The 15,538-nt window shown below is 69.9% G+C and carries 17 protein-coding genes; 9 read left to right on the top strand and 8 right to left on the bottom strand.

What is annotated here, in order from left to right; genetic code table 11:
- Positions 1 to 160: 160 nt before the first annotated feature.
- From hflK to ASG52_RS11680, 4 genes are all read left to right on the top strand, one after another.
- Positions 161 to 1,315 (top strand): FtsH protease activity modulator HflK, encoded by a 1,155-nt coding sequence (gene hflK, locus ASG52_RS11695; protein ID WP_056243083.1) that lies wholly within the window; start codon positions 161 to 163, stop codon positions 1,313 to 1,315.
- Entirely contained in the window at positions 1,312 to 2,268 is a 957-nt protein-coding gene (gene hflC / locus ASG52_RS11690; protein WP_056243080.1) for a protease modulator HflC, read from the top strand. The genes hflK and hflC overlap by 4 nt, the downstream gene beginning before the upstream one ends.
- 165 nt (positions 2,269 to 2,433) lie before the next feature.
- Positions 2,434 to 3,990 (top strand): DegQ family serine endoprotease, encoded by a 1,557-nt coding sequence (locus ASG52_RS11685; RefSeq protein WP_156383892.1) that lies wholly within the window; start codon positions 2,434 to 2,436, stop codon positions 3,988 to 3,990.
- A gap of 25 nt (positions 3,991 to 4,015) precedes the next feature.
- The gene (locus ASG52_RS11680; protein ID WP_056243078.1) at positions 4,016 to 4,780 is read left to right on the top strand and encodes a hypothetical protein; all 765 of its coding nucleotides are present in this window, start codon (positions 4,016 to 4,018) and stop codon (positions 4,778 to 4,780) included.
- A gap of 10 nt (positions 4,781 to 4,790) precedes the next feature.
- On the opposite strand, the gene serB is transcribed toward ASG52_RS11680, so the two are convergent.
- Positions 4,791 to 5,687 (bottom strand): phosphoserine phosphatase SerB, encoded by an 897-nt coding sequence (serB, locus tag ASG52_RS11675; protein ID WP_056243076.1) that lies wholly within the window; start codon positions 5,685 to 5,687, stop codon positions 4,791 to 4,793.
- 26 nt (positions 5,688 to 5,713) lie between these two features.
- On the opposite strand from serB, the gene miaA reads away from it, so the two are divergent.
- Entirely contained in the window at positions 5,714 to 6,670 is a 957-nt protein-coding gene (miaA, locus tag ASG52_RS11670) for a tRNA (adenosine(37)-N6)-dimethylallyltransferase MiaA (RefSeq protein ID WP_056243237.1), read from the top strand.
- On the opposite strand, the gene ASG52_RS11665 is transcribed toward miaA, so the two are convergent.
- The 3 genes from ASG52_RS11665 to ASG52_RS11655 form a co-directional block, all read right to left on the bottom strand.
- Entirely contained in the window at positions 6,639 to 7,529 is an 891-nt protein-coding gene (locus tag ASG52_RS11665) for an NAD(P)-dependent oxidoreductase (RefSeq protein WP_286159022.1), read from the bottom strand. The genes miaA and ASG52_RS11665 overlap by 32 nt on opposite strands.
- Before the next feature lie 66 nt (positions 7,530 to 7,595).
- Positions 7,596 to 7,943: an antibiotic biosynthesis monooxygenase family protein gene (locus ASG52_RS11660; protein WP_056243072.1), complete on the bottom strand. Its 348-nt coding sequence runs from the start codon at positions 7,941 to 7,943 to the stop codon at positions 7,596 to 7,598.
- Positions 7,940 to 8,281, bottom strand: a complete 342-nt coding sequence (locus ASG52_RS11655) for an NIPSNAP family protein (RefSeq protein ID WP_056243070.1) — start codon at positions 8,279 to 8,281, stop codon at positions 7,940 to 7,942. The genes ASG52_RS11660 and ASG52_RS11655 overlap by 4 nt, the downstream gene beginning before the upstream one ends.
- A gap of 108 nt (positions 8,282 to 8,389) precedes the next feature.
- Here ASG52_RS11655 and ASG52_RS11650 point away from each other — a divergent pair, with 108 nt between their 5' ends.
- The 3 genes from ASG52_RS11650 (at position 8,390) to ASG52_RS11640 (ending at position 11,189) form a co-directional block, all read left to right on the top strand.
- On the top strand, positions 8,390 to 9,106 hold the full coding sequence (locus ASG52_RS11650) for an ArsR/SmtB family transcription factor (protein WP_056243236.1): 717 nt from the start codon (positions 8,390 to 8,392) through the stop codon (positions 9,104 to 9,106).
- 62 nt (positions 9,107 to 9,168) lie between these two features.
- Positions 9,169 to 10,371, top strand: coding sequence for a GSCFA domain-containing protein (locus ASG52_RS11645; protein WP_056243068.1), 1,203 nt, complete (start codon positions 9,169 to 9,171; stop codon positions 10,369 to 10,371).
- The gene (locus ASG52_RS11640; protein ID WP_056243067.1) at positions 10,272 to 11,189 is read left to right on the top strand and encodes a WcbI family polysaccharide biosynthesis putative acetyltransferase; all 918 of its coding nucleotides are present in this window, start codon (positions 10,272 to 10,274) and stop codon (positions 11,187 to 11,189) included. Before ASG52_RS11645 ends, ASG52_RS11640 begins: the two co-directional genes overlap by 100 nt.
- A 186-nt stretch (positions 11,190 to 11,375) precedes the next feature.
- On the opposite strand, the gene moaA is transcribed toward ASG52_RS11640, so the two are convergent.
- Complete coding sequence (moaA, locus tag ASG52_RS11635; protein ID WP_056243234.1) at positions 11,376 to 12,368, bottom strand: GTP 3',8-cyclase MoaA; 993 nt, start codon at positions 12,366 to 12,368, stop codon at positions 11,376 to 11,378.
- 149 nt (positions 12,369 to 12,517) lie between these two features.
- On the opposite strand from moaA, the gene ASG52_RS11630 reads away from it, so the two are divergent.
- Positions 12,518 to 12,949, top strand: coding sequence for a gamma-butyrobetaine hydroxylase family protein (locus ASG52_RS11630; protein ID WP_056243062.1), 432 nt, complete (start codon positions 12,518 to 12,520; stop codon positions 12,947 to 12,949).
- A gap of 37 nt (positions 12,950 to 12,986) precedes the next feature.
- Here ASG52_RS11630 and ASG52_RS11625 read toward each other — a convergent pair whose 3' ends face one another.
- The 3 genes from ASG52_RS11625 to ASG52_RS11615 form a co-directional block, all read right to left on the bottom strand.
- Entirely contained in the window at positions 12,987 to 13,229 is a 243-nt protein-coding gene (locus tag ASG52_RS11625; RefSeq protein WP_056243061.1) for a DUF2171 domain-containing protein, read from the bottom strand.
- A gap of 122 nt (positions 13,230 to 13,351) precedes the next feature.
- Positions 13,352 to 14,014, bottom strand: a complete 663-nt coding sequence (locus ASG52_RS11620) for a L,D-transpeptidase (protein WP_056243058.1) — start codon at positions 14,012 to 14,014, stop codon at positions 13,352 to 13,354.
- Between the two features lie 209 nt (positions 14,015 to 14,223).
- Positions 14,224 to 15,429: a calcium-binding protein gene (locus ASG52_RS11615; RefSeq protein WP_056243057.1), complete on the bottom strand. Its 1,206-nt coding sequence runs from the start codon at positions 15,427 to 15,429 to the stop codon at positions 14,224 to 14,226.
- Between the last annotated feature and the right edge of the window lie 109 nt (positions 15,430 to 15,538).

The raw sequence follows: 15,538 nt of genomic DNA, 5'->3' as shown, positions 1-15,538 counted from the left end.
CATTGACGGCGCCCGCGCCCACCTGCCAGCCTTGACAGGAATGCCCGCGGCCACTCTGGTGCGCGGCGTGTTCCTAGGCTGCGGCAAACGCGTTCTCGCGGCTTGAGAAATTCGTCGCGCCCCATGCGGGGTGCAGCCTGAGCAGGAGTTCACGTCGAGAATGCCTTGGAGCAATCAGAGCGGCGGCGGTGGCGGCCCCTGGGGCCGACCCGGCGGCGGTGGCGGCGGTAACGGCGGCGGTCCCTGGGGTGGCGGGGGCGGCGGCAAGACGCCTCCCGATCTCGAGGATCTGCTCCGGCGCGGACAGGACCGTCTGCGCGGCGTGATGCCCGGCGGCGGCTTCGGCGGCGGCAAGGGCCTCCTGATCGCGGCGGGTCTCGTGGTCGGTGCGTGGCTGCTCACCGGCTTCTACATCGTGAAGCCCAACGAGGTCGGCATCAACACGATCTTCGGGCGCTACACCGGCTCGACCGGCGAGGGCCTGCGCTACAACTTCCCCTATCCGATCGGGACCGTGCAGAAGCCGAATGTCGGCGTCGTGAATTCGATCCCGATCGGCTACGTCGCCGGCGGCACCACCCGCACCCGCGACGTGCCGGAAGAGAGCCTGATGCTCACGGGCGACGAGAACATCGTCGATCTCGATTTCGAAGTGCAGTGGCGCGTCAACCCGCTCAAGGCCGAGGACTACGTCTTCAACCTCGCCAACCCCGACGGCACCATCAAGGCCATCGCCGAGAGCGCCATGCGCGAGGTGATCGGCCGGCGCAACATCCAGCCGATCCTGACGAACGAGCAGTCGAGCATCGCCCAGGAGGTCAAGGAGATCCTCCAGGCGGCGCTCGACGAGTACGGCGCGGGCGTGCGCATCGAGGTGGTGCAGCTCACCAGCGTCAACCCGCCGCCCGAGGTGCGTCCGGCCTTCATCGACGTGAACGCCGCCCAGCAATACGCCCAGCAGGTGCGCAACGAGGCCGAGACCTATTCGAGCCGCGAGGTGCCCCAGGCCCGAGGCCGGGCGAGCCAGGTGGTGCAGGGCGCGGAAGCCTTCCGCACCCAGGCGACCGCCGACGCGACCGGTCAGGCCGCTCGCTTTAGCCAGGTCTACGACTCGTACAAGGTCGCGCCCGCGGTGATCCGCGAGCGCATCTTCCTAGAGACGATGGAGAAGGTGTTCGGCTCCGTGAACAAGGTGATCATCGATCAGAACGGCTCCGGCGTGTCCGGCGCCGGGGCTGCGGCCGGCGTGCTGCCGGTGCTGCCCCTGACCGACACCCTGCGGGCCCCTGCCGCGAGCGGAGCGACGAGCCGATGAACAACCCCGCCCTCCGCACGGGCCTGATGGTGATCGCGGCCGCGATCGCCGTCGGCCTCTACGCCTCGGTCTTCACCGTCGGGCAGATGCAGCAGGCGCTGGTGCTCCAGCTCGGCCGCGTCCGCGACGTGCTGAACCCGGTCGGCCAGAACAAGCCGGGCCTCTACTTCAAGGTCCCGTTCGTCGACAGCGTCGTGCTGTTCGACAAGCGCGTGCTTGACCTCGACCTGCCGGTGCAGCCGCTGCTCACCGCCGACCGGCAGAACCTCGAAGTCGATGCCTTTGCCCGCTACCGCATCGTCGATCCGCTGAAGTTCTACCAGTCGGTCGGCACCATCGCGCAGGCCAACCAGCGTTTGGCGAGCTTTACCAACTCGGCGCTCCGCAACGTGCTCGCCCGCTCCAGCCGCGACGCGCTGGTGCGGACCGACCGCGCCCAACTGATGAACGACATCCAAGAGAGCGTGAACCGCGAGGCCAAGGGGCTCGGCGTCGAGATCGTCGACCTGCGCATGACCCGCGTCGATCTCCCCGCGAAGAACAGTCAGGCGGTCTACGACCGCATGACCTCGGAGCGGAAGAAGGAGGCGACCGACATCCGCGCCAACGGCGATCAGGCCGCGACGCTGATCCGCGCCAAGGCCGACCGCGACGTCACCGTGATCCTGGCCGAGGCCAACCAGAAGGCCGAGGAGCTGCGCGGCGCGGGCGAGGCCGAGAAGAACCGCATCCTCGCCGAGGCCTTCGGCAAGGACGCCGACTTCTTCGCCTTCTACCGCTCGATGCAGGCCTACGAGCACGCGCTCAAGGGCCAGGACACTCGCCTCGTGCTGAGCCCGACCTCGGACTTCTTCCGCTACTTCGGCGATCCGCAGGGGCGTAAGCCCGAGGCAGCGAAGGGCGATGCGGCGAAATCCGAGACGAGCCCCGGCACCACCGGGACCGTGCGCTAAAGCGCATCGACCCGAACGATGGATGCCGGCTTTCGGAAAAAGTCGATGCGGCTCCAGAGACCACTGCGGCATCCGCGGCCGGCACCTTGATCGGGGTGCCGGCCGCGGAATCTATAGGCGGGCCCGACGAACAGGGCCGCACCCGAGACCATGAGGAAACCGCCCATGATGCCCGTTGCGAGACTCGCCGCGAATGCCGACCGGGCCCGTCGGCCCTCGCTCGCCCGGCGCGCCGCCTCGGCGCTCACCGGCGTCTGTTTGGGCGTCGCGGTCGTCGCCACGTCGCTGCCGCTGCCCGCCCTGGCCAAGGGCCCCGAGTCGCTCGCCGACCTCGCCGAGAAGGTGACGGACGCGGTGGTCAACATCTCGGCCTCGACCACGGTGGAAGCCAAGAGCAGTGGCCGCAGCCTGCCGCAGCTCCCCCAGGGCACGCCGTTCGAGGATCTGTTCGAGGAATTCTTCAAGCGTCGCGGCGGTGGGAACAATCAGGGCAGCCCCAAGAGCGAAGACGACAGCCCGCGCTCGCCCTCGCGCAAGTCAAATTCGCTGGGTTCGGGCTTCATCATCGACGCGTCCGGCATCGTGGTGACCAATAACCACGTCATCGGCGACGCCAACGACATCCAGGTCATCCTCAGCGACGGCGTGAAGCTGAAGGCCGAGATCGTCGGCAAGGACCCCAAGCTCGACCTCGCCGTGCTCCGCGTGAAGCCGACAACGGAGCGCCCGCTCAAGGCGGTGCCGTTCGGCGATTCCGACAAGATGCGCCCGGGCGACTGGGTGATGGCGATCGGCAACCCGTTCGGGCTCGGCGGCTCGGTCTCCGCCGGCATCGTCTCGGCGCGGGGCCGCAACATCGAGTCCGGTCCCTACGACAACTACATCCAGACGGACGCGGCCATCAACAAGGGTAACTCGGGCGGTCCGCTGTTCAACATGGACGGCGAGGTGATCGGCATCAACACCGCGATCCTGTCGCCGTCGGGCGGCTCGGTCGGCATCGGCTTCGCCGTGCCCTCGGGCACCGCCTCGCCAGTGGTGGAGCAGTTGCGCCAGTTCGGCGAGGTGCGCCGCGGCTGGCTCGGCGTGCGCATCCAGAACGTGGACGACGCCACAGCCGAGGCGCTCGGCCTCAAGGGCGGGGCCAAGGGCGCGCTGGTGGCCGGCATCGACGAGAAGGGCCCGGCCAAGACCGCGGGGCTGGAAGTCGGCGACGTCATCGTCCGGTTCAACGGCGTGCCGGTGAAGTCGTCGAGCGAGCTGCCCCGCATCGTCGCCGCCACCCCGGTCGGCAAGACCGTGGACGTGCTGGTCGTCCGCAAGGGCGAGGAGCAGACCAAGTCCGTGCTGCTCGGGCGCCTGGAGGACGGCGAGAAGGTCCAGACCGCCAACGCCAAGCAGCCGGAGCCGGAATCGGTCAACCGCCAGATCCTCGGCCTCAACCTCACCAACCTCTCCGACGAGGCGCGCAAGCGCTTCAACATCAAGGAGACGGTGAAGAACGGCGTGGTCGTCACCAAGGTTGATCCGAACTCGACCGCCGCCGACAAGCGCATCCAGCCGGGCGAGGTGATCGTCGAAGTCGGCCAGGAGGCGGTGTCTTCGCCCACCGACGTGACCAAGCGCGTCGAGGCGTTGAAGAAGGACGGCCGCAAGTCGGTGCTGCTGCTCGTCGCCAGCCTCAGCGGCGACGTGCGCTTCGTCGCGATCGGCCTCGACTAAGACGAAGCGGGCGGCGGGCGCGACGGTGGGACTCCTCGCCGTCAAGCTCGCCGTCACGCCGCTGTTGATGGCGCTGGTCACGCTGGTGAACCGGCGCTTCGGCGCGGCCGCCGGCGGCATCGTCGCCGGCCTGCCGCTCACCTCCGGGCCGATCTCGCTCTACCTCGCCCTGGAGCAGGGCCTGCCCTTCGCGGGTGCGGCCGCCCACGGCTCGCTCGTGGGCGTCGGTGCGGTGCTGGCCTCGTATCTCGCCTACCTCCGGGCGAGCCGGCGCTGTTCGGTCCCCTTGTCCTGCCTTGCCGGGTTCGCCGGATTCGCGCTCTGGGCGCTCGCCGCCGGCCGGATCGGCTCGGACGCGGCCCTTATCCTCGTGGACCTCTCCCTGACCGGCCTGCTGCTGGCCCTCACGCGCGGCGCCCGCACCGGCATCCGCCCGGCCCGGCTGCTGCCTTGGGACCTGCCCACCCGCATCGCCGTCTCGACCGGCCTCGTCGTGCTGGTGACGCTCAGTGCACCGCTGCTCGGGCCGGCGGTCAGCGGCCTGCTCGCACCCGTGCCGGTGATCGCGTGGCCGCTCATCGTCTTCGTCCACGCCCAGAGCGGGCGGGACGCGGCTTCGGCCACCATCCGCGGCACGGTGTCGGGCGCGGTAGGCCTGTGCGCCTTCAACCTCGCGGTGATCCGCCTCGCGCCGACGGAAGGCATCGCGCCGACCTACGCCGTGGCGCTGTCGCTCTCGCTCGCGGTGTCGCTGGCGTCGGTCGGATTGATCTATCGCCGGAGGCGATGAGACACCGTCTTCAGCCCACGAACTCCGCCGCCGCATACCCCTGAAGGTACAGCAGCGCCGTCAGGTCGCCGTGCTCGATCCGTACCCGCGCCGCCGCCGCGACCTTGGGCTTGGCCCGGAACGCCACCCCGATCCCCGCCTCGCCGAGCATCGGCAGGTCGTTCGCCCCATCCCCCACCGCCAGCGTTTCGCTCTCGGCGAGACTGAGGCGTCCGCGCAGTTCGACCAGAGCCGCGCGCTTGGCCTCCGCCCCGACGATGGGCTCGGCCACCCGGCCGGTGAGGTGCCCCTCGGCCACGTCGAGGACGTTGGCACGGCTCTCGTCGAACCCGATTTCTTGGCCGATCGGCCCGGTGAACACGGTGAAGCCGCCCGAGACGAGGGCGGCATAGGCGCCGTGCGCCCGCATGGTCGCGACCAAGGTGCGCCCCCCCGGCGTGAGGCGGATGCGGTCGCGGATCAGCCCGTCGATCACGCCGACCGGCAGCCCCTTCAGCAGCCCGACCCGCTCGCGCAAAGCCGGCTCGAACGCGATCTCGCCGCGCATCGCCCGCTCGGTGATGGCGGCGACCTCGGGCTTGATGCCGACGAGGTCGGCGAGTTCGTCGATGCATTCCTGCTCGATCATGGTCGAGTCCATGTCGGCGAGAAACAGCCGCTTGCGGCGGTGGGCGCCGCCGGGCAGCACGGCGACGTCGATGGGTTCCCCGGCGAGCGCCGCGCGCAGGCGCTCGGTGAGCGCGCCCGCTTCCTCGGACTCGGCCGGGACCAGCAATTCGGCCGCGACCTCGCCGTGCAGGATGCGGGGCTGGTGATCGGTTCCGAGCACCCGGCGGGCCTCGGCCAGGACCGCGTCGGTGATGGCGGGCCGGGCGGGGTTTGCTATCAGCGTCGCGACGAGAGTCATTGCGAAAAATCTTCGGAGAGGACGCCGTGCCGGTGGCGGACGGATTGGAAAGCGGCCGCCCGGCGGCGGTTCTCATCGCAGGGCCGACCGCCTCGGGCAAGTCGGCGCTGGCGCTGGAACTGGCGCGCGCCTTCGAAGGGGTGGTGATCAACACCGACTCGATGCAGGTTTATTCCGATCTGCGCGTCCTCACCGCCCGGCCAAGCCCGGTGGAGGAGATGCAAGCCCCCCATCGCCTCTATGGCAGCATCGACGGGGCGGTGAACTTTTCCGTGGGCCACTTCCAGCGGCAGGCCGCGGCGATCCTCAGCGAGATCAACGCGGCGGGCCGTCTGCCGATTTTCGTCGGCGGCACCGGCCTCTACTTCCGCGCCCTCGACGAGGGGCTTTCAGATTTGCCCGAGGTGCCCGACGCGATCCGCGCCGCGATCCGCGCCGAGGCGGAGGGTCGGCCGACCGAAGCCCTACATGCGCTCCTCGCCGAGCGCGATCCCGAGAGCGCCGCGCGCCTGCGCCCCTCCGACCGGATGCGGGTGATGCGGGCGCTCGAAATCTTTGCGGCCACCGGCCGCCCGATCGGCTCGTTCCACGACAGCCGCCAACCCGGTCCGCTCGCGGGCCGCCCGCTTCTGAAGATGTTTCTCGCGGTCGAGCGCGAGGAACTGCGCCGCCGGATCGATGCGCGCTTCCTCACGATGATGCGCGAAGGTGCGCTCAATGAGGTCGCGACCTTGCGCGCAAAAAGCCTCGATCCGCTGCTGCCGGTGATGCGCGCCCACGGCGTGCCGGGGCTGATCGCGCATCTCGACGGCGCGCTCTCGCTCGATGAGGCGATCCGGCGGGGCCAGGGCGACACCCGCCGCTACGCCAAGCGCCAGCACACGTGGTTCCGCCACCAGATGGGGGCGGATTGGCACTGGCTCGCGCCGGAAGAGGCGCGAGCCCTCGCGCTCACTCGCCTGAGCGCTGCAGCCGGGCGATGAGCGAGGACGTGTCCCAGCGCTTGCCCCCCATGGCCTCAACCTCGGCGTAGAACTGATCGACGAGCGCCGTCACCGGCAGCCGCGCGCCGTTGCGGCGCGATTCGGCGAGCAGGATGCCGAGGTCTTTGCGCATCCACTCGACCGCGAAGCCGAAATCGAACTTTTCAGCGTTCATGGTCTTGCCGCGGTTCTCCATCTGCCAGGAGCCGGCGGCGCCCTTGGAGATCACCTCCAGCACCGCCTCGACATCGAGCCCGGCGCGCTTGGCGAAATGGATCGCCTCGGACAGCCCCTGCACCAGCCCGGCGATGGCGATCTGGTTGACCATCTTGGTGAGCTGGCCCGAGCCCGACGGCCCGAGCAGGCGGCACGAGCGGGCGAAGGCCGCGATCACCGGCTCGACCTCCGCGTAGGCCGCCGCCTCGCCGCCGCACATCACGGTGAGCACACCGTTCTCGGCCCCCGCCTGCCCGCCGGAGACCGGAGCATCGACGAAGCGCAGACCCGCCGCATCGGCTGCCGCCGACAGCTCGCGGGCGACTTCCGCCGAGGCCGTGGTGTGATCGACGAACACCGCGCCCCGCTCCATCCCGGCGAAGGCGCCGTCGTCGCCGAGCACCACCGAACGCAGGTCGTCGTCGTTGCCGACGCAGGCGAACACGATCGAGGCGCCTTCTGCCGCCTCCCGCGGCGTCGGCGCCGCCCGTCCACCGTGCTTCGAGACCCATGCCTCGGCCTTGGCGTGAGTGCGGTTGTAGACCGAGACCGCGTGGCCCTTCGCGGCGAGATGCCCCGCCATCGGCGCGCCCATCACGCCGAGCCCCAGGAATGCGACGTTGGCCATGGGTTCTCTCTCCAGCCTCGAACGGACAATGTAAGGTCCGCTTTATCGCCGACGCGGCCGCATTCAAAATGCGGCCTGCGGTCAGGCCCCGTGCGCCACCCGACTGTCCGCGGGTGCCTGGGCTCGGTCGTCGAGGCCGTAGTCGCGCACGACGGTCGCGATCCGAAGTCGGTAGTCGCGGAACACGCCGGATCGTCCCTTCGCCTGCGTCGCCCGGTGGCCCGGCCGCTCGCGCCACGCTCGCACCGCCGCCTCGTCCCGCCAGAACGACAGCGAGAGCAGTTTTTCGGGCTCGCTGAGGCTGCGGAAGCGCTCCACCGACACGAACCCGTCGATGGTAACGAGGTCGTCCCGCAGGGCGGCGGCGAGATCGAGATAGTCCTGCACGTGCCCCTCGGCGGGCCAGACCTCGAAGATGACCGCGATCATGGTTCGCTCCCGGTCCGGACGAGCGGCCCGGGCGGGCTCGAGGCAAGGCGCAGGAAGATGCGATCCTCCCTTCGGATGAAGCGCTCGCGCTGGGCGAAAGCGAAGTTCTCGCGCCCCAGCGGATCGTCGCGCAGCCGCGCCCGGTAGGCTTCGTAGGCCGCGAGGTCGGCGACATGGTACACGCCGTAGGCCGTCGTGGACGATCCCTCGTGCGGCCCGAAATAGCCGACGAGATCGGCGCCGCAGCGGGGAATGGCCTGCCCCCAGTTGCGGGCATATTCGGCGAAGGCCTCGGGGCGGCAGGGATCGATCTCGTATCGGATGAAGCAGGTGATCATGGTCGGGCACCTCCATTCGGATGGGTCGCAGGTTTAGCGGCCGAGGCCGCCCGCATGCTTCGGCCGCGACCGAAGCGTCCTCGTCGGCGCCGGTCTATGATGGTCGCCATGCTGAGCACCGCCGCCTTCGCCGAGACTGCCGCCCTCGTCGGCGATCTCACCCGCGCCGGCATGCTGGCGGCCCTGATGGACGGGCGGGCGCTGACCGCGGGGGAGTTGGCCGAGGCCGCTGGGGTCACGGCGCAGACGGCGAGCGGCCACTTGGCCCAGCTCACGGCGGCCGGCCTCCTGGCGATGGAACGCCAGGGTCGGCATCGCTACCACCGCCTCGCCTCCCCGGCCGTCGCCCAGATGCTGGAGAGCATCATGTCCGTGGCCGCGCTCGGCATCGCGGGGGAGGGACGGAGCCGGGCGCTCAGGGTCGGACCACGGGACGCGGCCCTGCGCCGTGCCCGGACCTGTTACGACCACCTCGCCGGACAGGTCGCCGTCGCGATCGCCGACCGCATGACGGAGCGGGGCCAGATCGAGCTGTCGCCGGACGGCGGCGCCGTGACCGAGACGGGACTACATTTCTTGAAGGACCTCGGCGTCGATCTCGATGCCGCCCGGCCGCGTGCAAGCCGGCGCATGTTCTGCCGGCCTTGCCTGGACTGGAGCGAGCGGCGACCGCACATCGCGGGGTCCCTCGGTGCCGCCTTCTGCGCGACCTGCTTCGCGAAAGGTTGGATGCGCCGCGTCGAGGGCACGCGCGCCGTGACCGTGACGCAAAAGGGGCAAACGGTCCTCGACCTGGCCTTCGGCCTGCGCGGAGCCTTCGACTGATCCATCGTCGAACCGGCGCGCCGTTGCCGCCCCCTCCCCGCTCCGCTACGGTCCGCCCGCCGATGACGGACCGCCCCTCACCCCAGAAGAATCCCTATGCGGGGCTCGCCGATCACGCCTTCTGGGACCGGTCGGTCGGCGGGGTTCCACTGTTCGCCCTCGATCCGATGGCGGGGCCGCCGGTCCCGGCGGGCTTTCGCCTCACCCGGCAGACGCGGATCGCCACCGCCGGCAGCTGCTTCGCCCAGCACATCGCCGACCGGCTCCAGGCGAGCGGCTACCTTTATCTCGTCACCGAGGACGCTACTGAGGGCACGGCGCCCGAAATCGCGCGGGCGCGGGGGTTTCGCCTGTTCTCGGCGCGCTACGGCAACGTCTACACCGCGCGTCAGCTGCGCCAACTGATCGAGCGGGCCTATGGCCGGTTCAGGCCGCAGGACACAGCTTGGACCCGGCCGGACGGGCGCTTCGCCGATCCGTTCCGCCCGCGCATCGAGCCCGACGGGTTCGCCTCGGTGGAGGCCGTCGAGGCGGAGCGGGAGACGCATCTCGCGCAGGTGCGGCGGCTGTTCGGGGAACTCGACGTGTTCGTCTTCACCCTCGGCCTCACCGAGGGCTGGCAGGCGGCCGCGGACGGGGCCGCCTTTCCCCTGAGCCCCGGCGTCGCGGCCGGCACCTTCGATCCCCAAAAGTACTTCTTCGCCAACCAACCGGTCGAGGAGGTCATCGGCGATCTCACCGCCTTCGCCGACGCGCTGAAGGCGGTGAATCCGGGGGCGCGGATCATCCTCACGGTCTCGCCGGTACCGTTGGTCGCGACCTACGCGCCGCGCCACGTGCTGCAATCGACGGTGCACAGCAAGGCGGTGCTGCGGGTCGCCGCGCAGCGCCTCGCCGACACCCGCGACGATACGCTCTACTTCCCCTCCTACGAGATCGTCACCTCGCCCGAGGGCGCCTCCCGCTATCTCGAGAGCGATCTCAGATCCGTCAGCAAGGACGGTGTCGACCATGTCATGCGGGTGTTCTTCCGCCATCTCACCGAGGGCGGCGATGCCGACGCCCTGCCGGCGTCCTCCCGCAGCCTGCACGAGGCGCGGGCCGAGTTCGCGGAGCAGGCTGCTGTCATCTGCGACGAGGAATTGCTCGCCGGAGGCGCGCGGCCGTGGCTAGACGCATCCTCGTCGTCGGCACCAACTGCCAGGTCGCGGTCCTGGGCGGGTGCCTTCAGTTCCTTGCGCCGGATGCTGAGGTCGCCGCGGTAGAGCCCGCCAACCTTGCGCATTTCGAGGCGAGCCCCGAGGGGTTGCTGGACCGGGCCGCGAACGCTGACCTCACCGTCGGCCTGCCGTTCGAGGGCGGCGGGTTCGGCGCGCTCACGCCGGCGCGGCTGCGCGAGGCGGCGCGGCTCCACGTTGCGCTGCCGACGATCGTCTTCCCGGCCTTCCATCCGGACATCGTCTATATCGGCCACAAGGACCGCAACTTCGGCTCGCCGATGGGCGACTACCATTCGGCGCTGATCGTCTACGGCTTCGCGCAAGGTTTTTCCGCGGACGAGATCGTCTCGCTGTTCCGGGCCGAGGTTTTTTCCAAGGTCGGCTATCTCGACGGCTGGTTCGGCTCCCGCGATTCGCTGCTGCGCTTAAGCCGCGAGCACGGCTTCGACCTCGACCGCCTGTTCGCCGGCTGGATGCGCCGCGGCTGCTTCATGCACACGATCAATCACCCGAAGCTGTTCGTGCTGGAGGATCTGGCCCGCGCCGCCCTGGCCCGCGCCGGCATCCCGGCCCGCGCGGCGCGGTGCGAGGACGTGTTGCCCGATCCGCTGAGCGGCAGCGTCTGGCCGGTCTATCCGGAGGTCGCCGCGCGCTACGGCGTGTCCGGCAGCACCACCTTCAAGCCGCCGCTCGGCGGCTTCGACTTCCTCCTCGACGCAGCCCGCTGCCTCGAATTGCGGGCGATGGTGGAAGGGTCGCTGGCGCAATACGCGAACACGCCGAAGATCGCGACCTTTTGCGACCGGGTGCAGGGCTGGCTCGGCAAGCGGGACGTGCGGGAGGTGTTGCGACCGGTGGTGTGACGCGTCGCTGGATCAACGCAATACCTACCCTCCCCCTCATCCTGAGGTGCGGAGCCGGAGGTGCAGCCTCGAAGGAGGGCTCCAGCGGATCGCACGATACACTGGAGCCCTCCTTCGAGGCCGCTGACGCGGCACCTCAGGATGAGGGTGTGGGTGGGATGACGGGGGTTGCGGGAACGGGAGGCCTCAGCCCCCCGTCACGCTCATATGCCGCGGCACGGCCGCCGGGCGGGCGCGCTCGATGACGAAGTCGTGGCCCTTGGGCTTGCGCGAGATCGCTTCGACCACGGCACGGGTCACGAGGGCGTCGCCGGGGGAGGCGCGGAGCGCCGCGCGGAGATCGGCGGCGTCCTCCTGGCCGAGGCACATGTAGAGCTTGCCGGTGCAGGTGAGGCGCACCCGGTTGCAACTCTCGCAGAAATTATGCGTCAGCGGCGTGATGAAGCCGAGTCGCCCACCGGTCTCCTCGACGCGGACGTAGCGGGCCGGGCCGCCGGTGCGGTCGGGCAGCGGCGTCAGGGTGAAACGCTCCTCCAGCCGCTGCCGGGCGACCGAGAGCGGCAGGAACTGGTCGGTGCGGTCGCCGTCGATCTCGCCGAGCGGCATCACCTCGATCAGCGTCATGTCCATGGCGCGCTCGTGCGCCCAGACCAGCATCGGCGCGATCTCGTGCTCGTTGACGCCTTTCAGCGCCACGGCGTTGAGCTTCACCTTGATCCCGGCCTTCTGCGCCGCCTCGATCCCGGCGAGCACGACGGCGAGGTCGCCCCGCCGGGTGATCTCCCGGAATTTCGTCGGGTCGAGCGTGTCGAGCGAGACGTTGATGCGGCGGACGCCGAGATCGGCGAGTTCCGGGGCGAAGCGGGCGAGCTGCGAACCGTTCGTGGTCAGCGTCAGCTCGTCGAGCGCGCCGCTCTTGAGGTGGCGCGACAGGCGCCGGAACAGCTGCATGATATCGCGCCTCACCAGCGGCTCGCCGCCGGTGATGCGCAACTTGCGCACCCCGCGCTCGACGAAGACGCCGCAGAGCCGGTCAAGCTCTTCCAGCGTCAGCAGGTCGCGCTTGGGCAGGAACTGCATGTCCTCGGACATGCAATAGGCGCAGCGAAAGTCGCAGCGATCGGTGACCGAGAGGCGCAGGTAGGTGATCGCCCGCTGGAACGGGTCGATCAGAGGCATCGGCCTCGTGTGCGTCGGCGCCTCGTCGCGGGCCGCCTCGGCGGTGTTCGGCTTGTCGGCTGACAGATCCAACATCTTCGGCCATATGAGGGTTTGCGCGCCCGCCCACAACCGGGCCCGGCGCGGATCAGATACGCGAGACTGGCGGAATGAGCGAGCGCTGGCCCACAGAAATCCGCCTGACCGGCGACAAGCGGACGCTCCGCGTGGCGTTCGAGGATGGCGGGCGGTTCGAGTTGCCGGCGGAGTACCTGCGGGTGTCGAGCCCGTCGGCCGAGGTACAGGGCCATTCGCCGGCCGAGCGCAAGGTAATCGGCGGCAAGCGCGAGGTGGCGATCCTATCGGTCGAGCCGGTCGGGAACTATGCAGTAAAACTCCACTTCGACGACATGCACGACACCGGCATCTTCGGCTGGGGCTACCTGTACGATCTCGGCCGCGAATACCGGAACCGCTGGCAGACCTATCTGAAGGAACTCGACGAACGCGGCCTCACCCGCGACCGCACGGCGAGCGCACCGGCCAAGGGGGGGCAGACCAGTGGCGGGGGATGCGGCAGCGGAAGCTGCGGCTGCCACTGAGACGGGGCGGCGAAGCGCCGCCCCGCACATAAGAAAATCAGGCCGCGCCCGAGGTGCTCCACTCGCGTTTCACCTCGTCGGCGGTCTTGTTGAGGCGCACTTGGTCGCCCTCGGCCGAATCGACGAAGTCGAGCGGGATGTAGTGGTGCAGGCCGCCCGCGTCGGGGTCCTTTTTCGTCAGCTTGATCTCGCCCTTGTCGACGTGATCGACGGTGCCGACATGGCCGCCGTCGGAGCCGACGACGGTGGCGTGCTCGCGGATGTGGCTGGCATCGACCATGTGTTGTCTCCCTGGTTGTCGCTGGCGCAACCGGGGGCGGAACGGCGATGTTCCTGGCAGGTTTCCTCAACGCAAACGGGGCCAGCGTCGCCGCCGGCCCCATAATGATGGGACGATCCCGCTCAGCGCTGGACGATGACGCGCGTTCCCACCTTCACGCGGGTGTAGAGGTCGGCCACGTCCTCGTTGGTCATGCGGATGCAGCCCGAGGAGACGGCGGTGCCGATCGTCTCCGGCTCGTTGGAGCCGTGGATGCGGTAGATCGTGTTGCCGAGATACATCGCGCGGGAGCCGAGCGGGTTCTCGATGCCGCCCTTCATGTAGCGCGGCAGGTCGGGGCGGCGGCGCAGCATCTCGGCCGGCGGGCGCCAATCCGGCCATTCGCGCTTCATCGTGACGGTCTGGGTGCCGCCCCAGGTGAAGCCGGGCCGGCCGACGCCGACGCCGTAGCGCATCGCCTCGCCGTTCGGCATCACGAGGTAGAGCCGCCGCTCGGCGGTGGAGACCACGATGGTGCCGGGGGTGTGCGGGCCGGAATAGGCCACCGTCTCGCGGCTGATGGCGGTCGCCTGCGGCACGGCTGCGGCGGCCGGGCTCTGCTGCAGCGGGTCGGCGGCCGGCAGGGCGGCGTTGGCGGTGGGGACCGCCTGCGCGCGCACGCGCACGGTGAGCACGTCGGAAAGCGGCTGGCGGGTGAGCGGGTCGATCTCGTAGGCAGCGACGGGGCCGGCCAACGCGATCGTCGCGCAGGCGAGCCCGCTCAGGGCGGTGACGAAGCGGCGCATCGGGTCCTCTCGGGGACGGGCGGAGTATGGGGGAACGCGGCGAACTAAGCGCACGATGCCGTGCGGATCATCGCCAAGGCGTAAACGCTCGCCGGCCAAAGCCAAGCTTGATTTGCGGTGCGGCACCGGTTCCGCCAGCCTCGTGACCGTGTGGCCACACTATGGCGAAGGGGGCCGCCCGGCGCTCCTGCCGAGCCGACCCGTTTCCATCAGGCGACGACGAGGAAGTCGTCGTGGCTCAGCTGTTTCGGCCGGGTGTCGAGCACCGCGAAGGCGATCGCCTTGGCCTCGCCCGAGCCGTCCGCGTCGTAGGACAGGGTGCCGGTGCGGGAATCGTAGAGCACGCGGTCGTCGGCATCGACGCTGGCGCCCCGCTCGCCGATATCCTTGAAGTGCTCGGCCTCCAGTACGCCGGTCTCCAGCGCGGAAAAGATCGTCCGGTCGAGCACGACCGTGTCGGAACGCACTGAGAAGTCGGCGATGTGATCGACGTTGCCGCCCCCGAGCGCCGTCGAGAACTGGAAGCTGTCGGTGCCTCCGCCGCCGATCAGCAGGTCGGCGCCGCCCCGGCCGTCGAGCAGGTTGCCGCCGGCATTGCCGACTAGCGTCTGGTCGAACCCGTTGCCGGTGAGGTTCAGCGCCGCTTTACCTGTCGCGGGCGAGAGCGCCAGCACCTCGACCTCCTGGCCGGCCTGGAGCGCATAGGAGACGTGCGACCACACCACGTCGAAGCCGCCGCCCTTGTCCTCGATGACGCGGTCGCCCTGGTGATCGACGCGGTAGACGTCGCTGCCCCCGCCGCCCGTCATCCGGTCGGCACCGGTGCCGCCGTCGAGGAAGTCGAACCCGTCGCCGCCGTCGAGGATGTCGTTGCCGGCTCCCCCGAACAAGCGGTCGTGGCCGGCGCCGCCGCCGAGCTTGTCCGCGCCGTCGCCGCCCAGAAGACGGTCGTTGCCGGCCCCGCCGACGAGATGGTCGTCGCCGCCGCGTCCGTCGAGCCGGTCGTTGCCGCCTTCGCCGAACAGCAGGTCGGCCCCGCTCGTGCCCTTGAGGTGGTCGGCGCGGCCCGTGCCGGTCTGGACCTTCAGCTCGTCCACCAGCTCCGACGACCACGGCGTCCAGCGGTTGCCGGGCAGGAAATGGCCGCCGACCTCGTCGAGATGCCGCTCGACGTAGCGCATGGTCGCGTCGCCGACCTCGAACGACATGTCGAAGAAGCCGACGCTGGCCGGATCGATGCGGTAGGACCAGCCGATGTTGTAGTCGCCCGGCGCGGTGACGACGGTGCCGGCGATGTGGCGCCCGTCCGTCGTGGTGCCGGCGATGAGCGACCGTGCGTGGGCCACCAGTGCCGAATCGTCGATACGGACGACGAAGGTCTCCTTCGTCACGTCCGTGAACGTGAAGTACGGCATGTGCGTCTCCCTTCGGCGAGGGCTCCTTGAACGGCCCTGCGCGCGAAGGATGATGCTGTCATTCGCGCCCGGCGTGAATCGGGTGAGGGCGCCGTGTCACCCGATCGTG

Origin of the sequence: Methylobacterium sp. Leaf456, assembly GCF_001425465.1 — a bacterium.
Classification (GTDB): Bacteria; Pseudomonadota; Alphaproteobacteria; order Rhizobiales; family Beijerinckiaceae; genus Methylobacterium.
Note: the sequence above shows the minus strand (reverse complement) of the source record. Positions and strands in the feature narration are given on the sequence as shown.

Coding starts and splice junctions, on each gene's coding strand:
- hflK (WP_056243083.1), top strand. CDS start 161: ATGCCTTGGAGCAATCAGAGCGGCGGCGGTGGCGGCCCCTGGGGCCGA.
- hflC (WP_056243080.1), top strand. CDS start 1,312: ATGAACAACCCCGCCCTCCGCACGGGCCTGATGGTGATCGCGGCCGCG.
- ASG52_RS11685 (WP_156383892.1), top strand. CDS start 2,434: ATGATGCCCGTTGCGAGACTCGCCGCGAATGCCGACCGGGCCCGTCGG.
- serB (WP_056243076.1), bottom strand. CDS start 5,687: ATGACTCTCGTCGCGACGCTGATAGCAAACCCCGCCCGGCCCGCCATC.
- ASG52_RS11660 (WP_056243072.1), bottom strand. CDS start 7,943: ATGATCGCGGTCATCTTCGAGGTCTGGCCCGCCGAGGGGCACGTGCAG.
- ASG52_RS11655 (WP_056243070.1), bottom strand. CDS start 8,281: ATGATCACCTGCTTCATCCGATACGAGATCGATCCCTGCCGCCCCGAG.
- ASG52_RS11650 (WP_056243236.1), top strand. CDS start 8,390: ATGCTGAGCACCGCCGCCTTCGCCGAGACTGCCGCCCTCGTCGGCGAT.
- ASG52_RS11645 (WP_056243068.1), top strand. CDS start 9,169: ATGACGGACCGCCCCTCACCCCAGAAGAATCCCTATGCGGGGCTCGCC.
- moaA (WP_056243234.1), bottom strand. CDS start 12,368: ATGCCTCTGATCGACCCGTTCCAGCGGGCGATCACCTACCTGCGCCTC.
- ASG52_RS11630 (WP_056243062.1), top strand. CDS start 12,518: ATGAGCGAGCGCTGGCCCACAGAAATCCGCCTGACCGGCGACAAGCGG.
- ASG52_RS11625 (WP_056243061.1), bottom strand. CDS start 13,229: ATGGTCGATGCCAGCCACATCCGCGAGCACGCCACCGTCGTCGGCTCC.
- ASG52_RS11620 (WP_056243058.1), bottom strand. CDS start 14,014: ATGCGCCGCTTCGTCACCGCCCTGAGCGGGCTCGCCTGCGCGACGATC.
- ASG52_RS11615 (WP_056243057.1), bottom strand. CDS start 15,429: ATGCCGTACTTCACGTTCACGGACGTGACGAAGGAGACCTTCGTCGTC.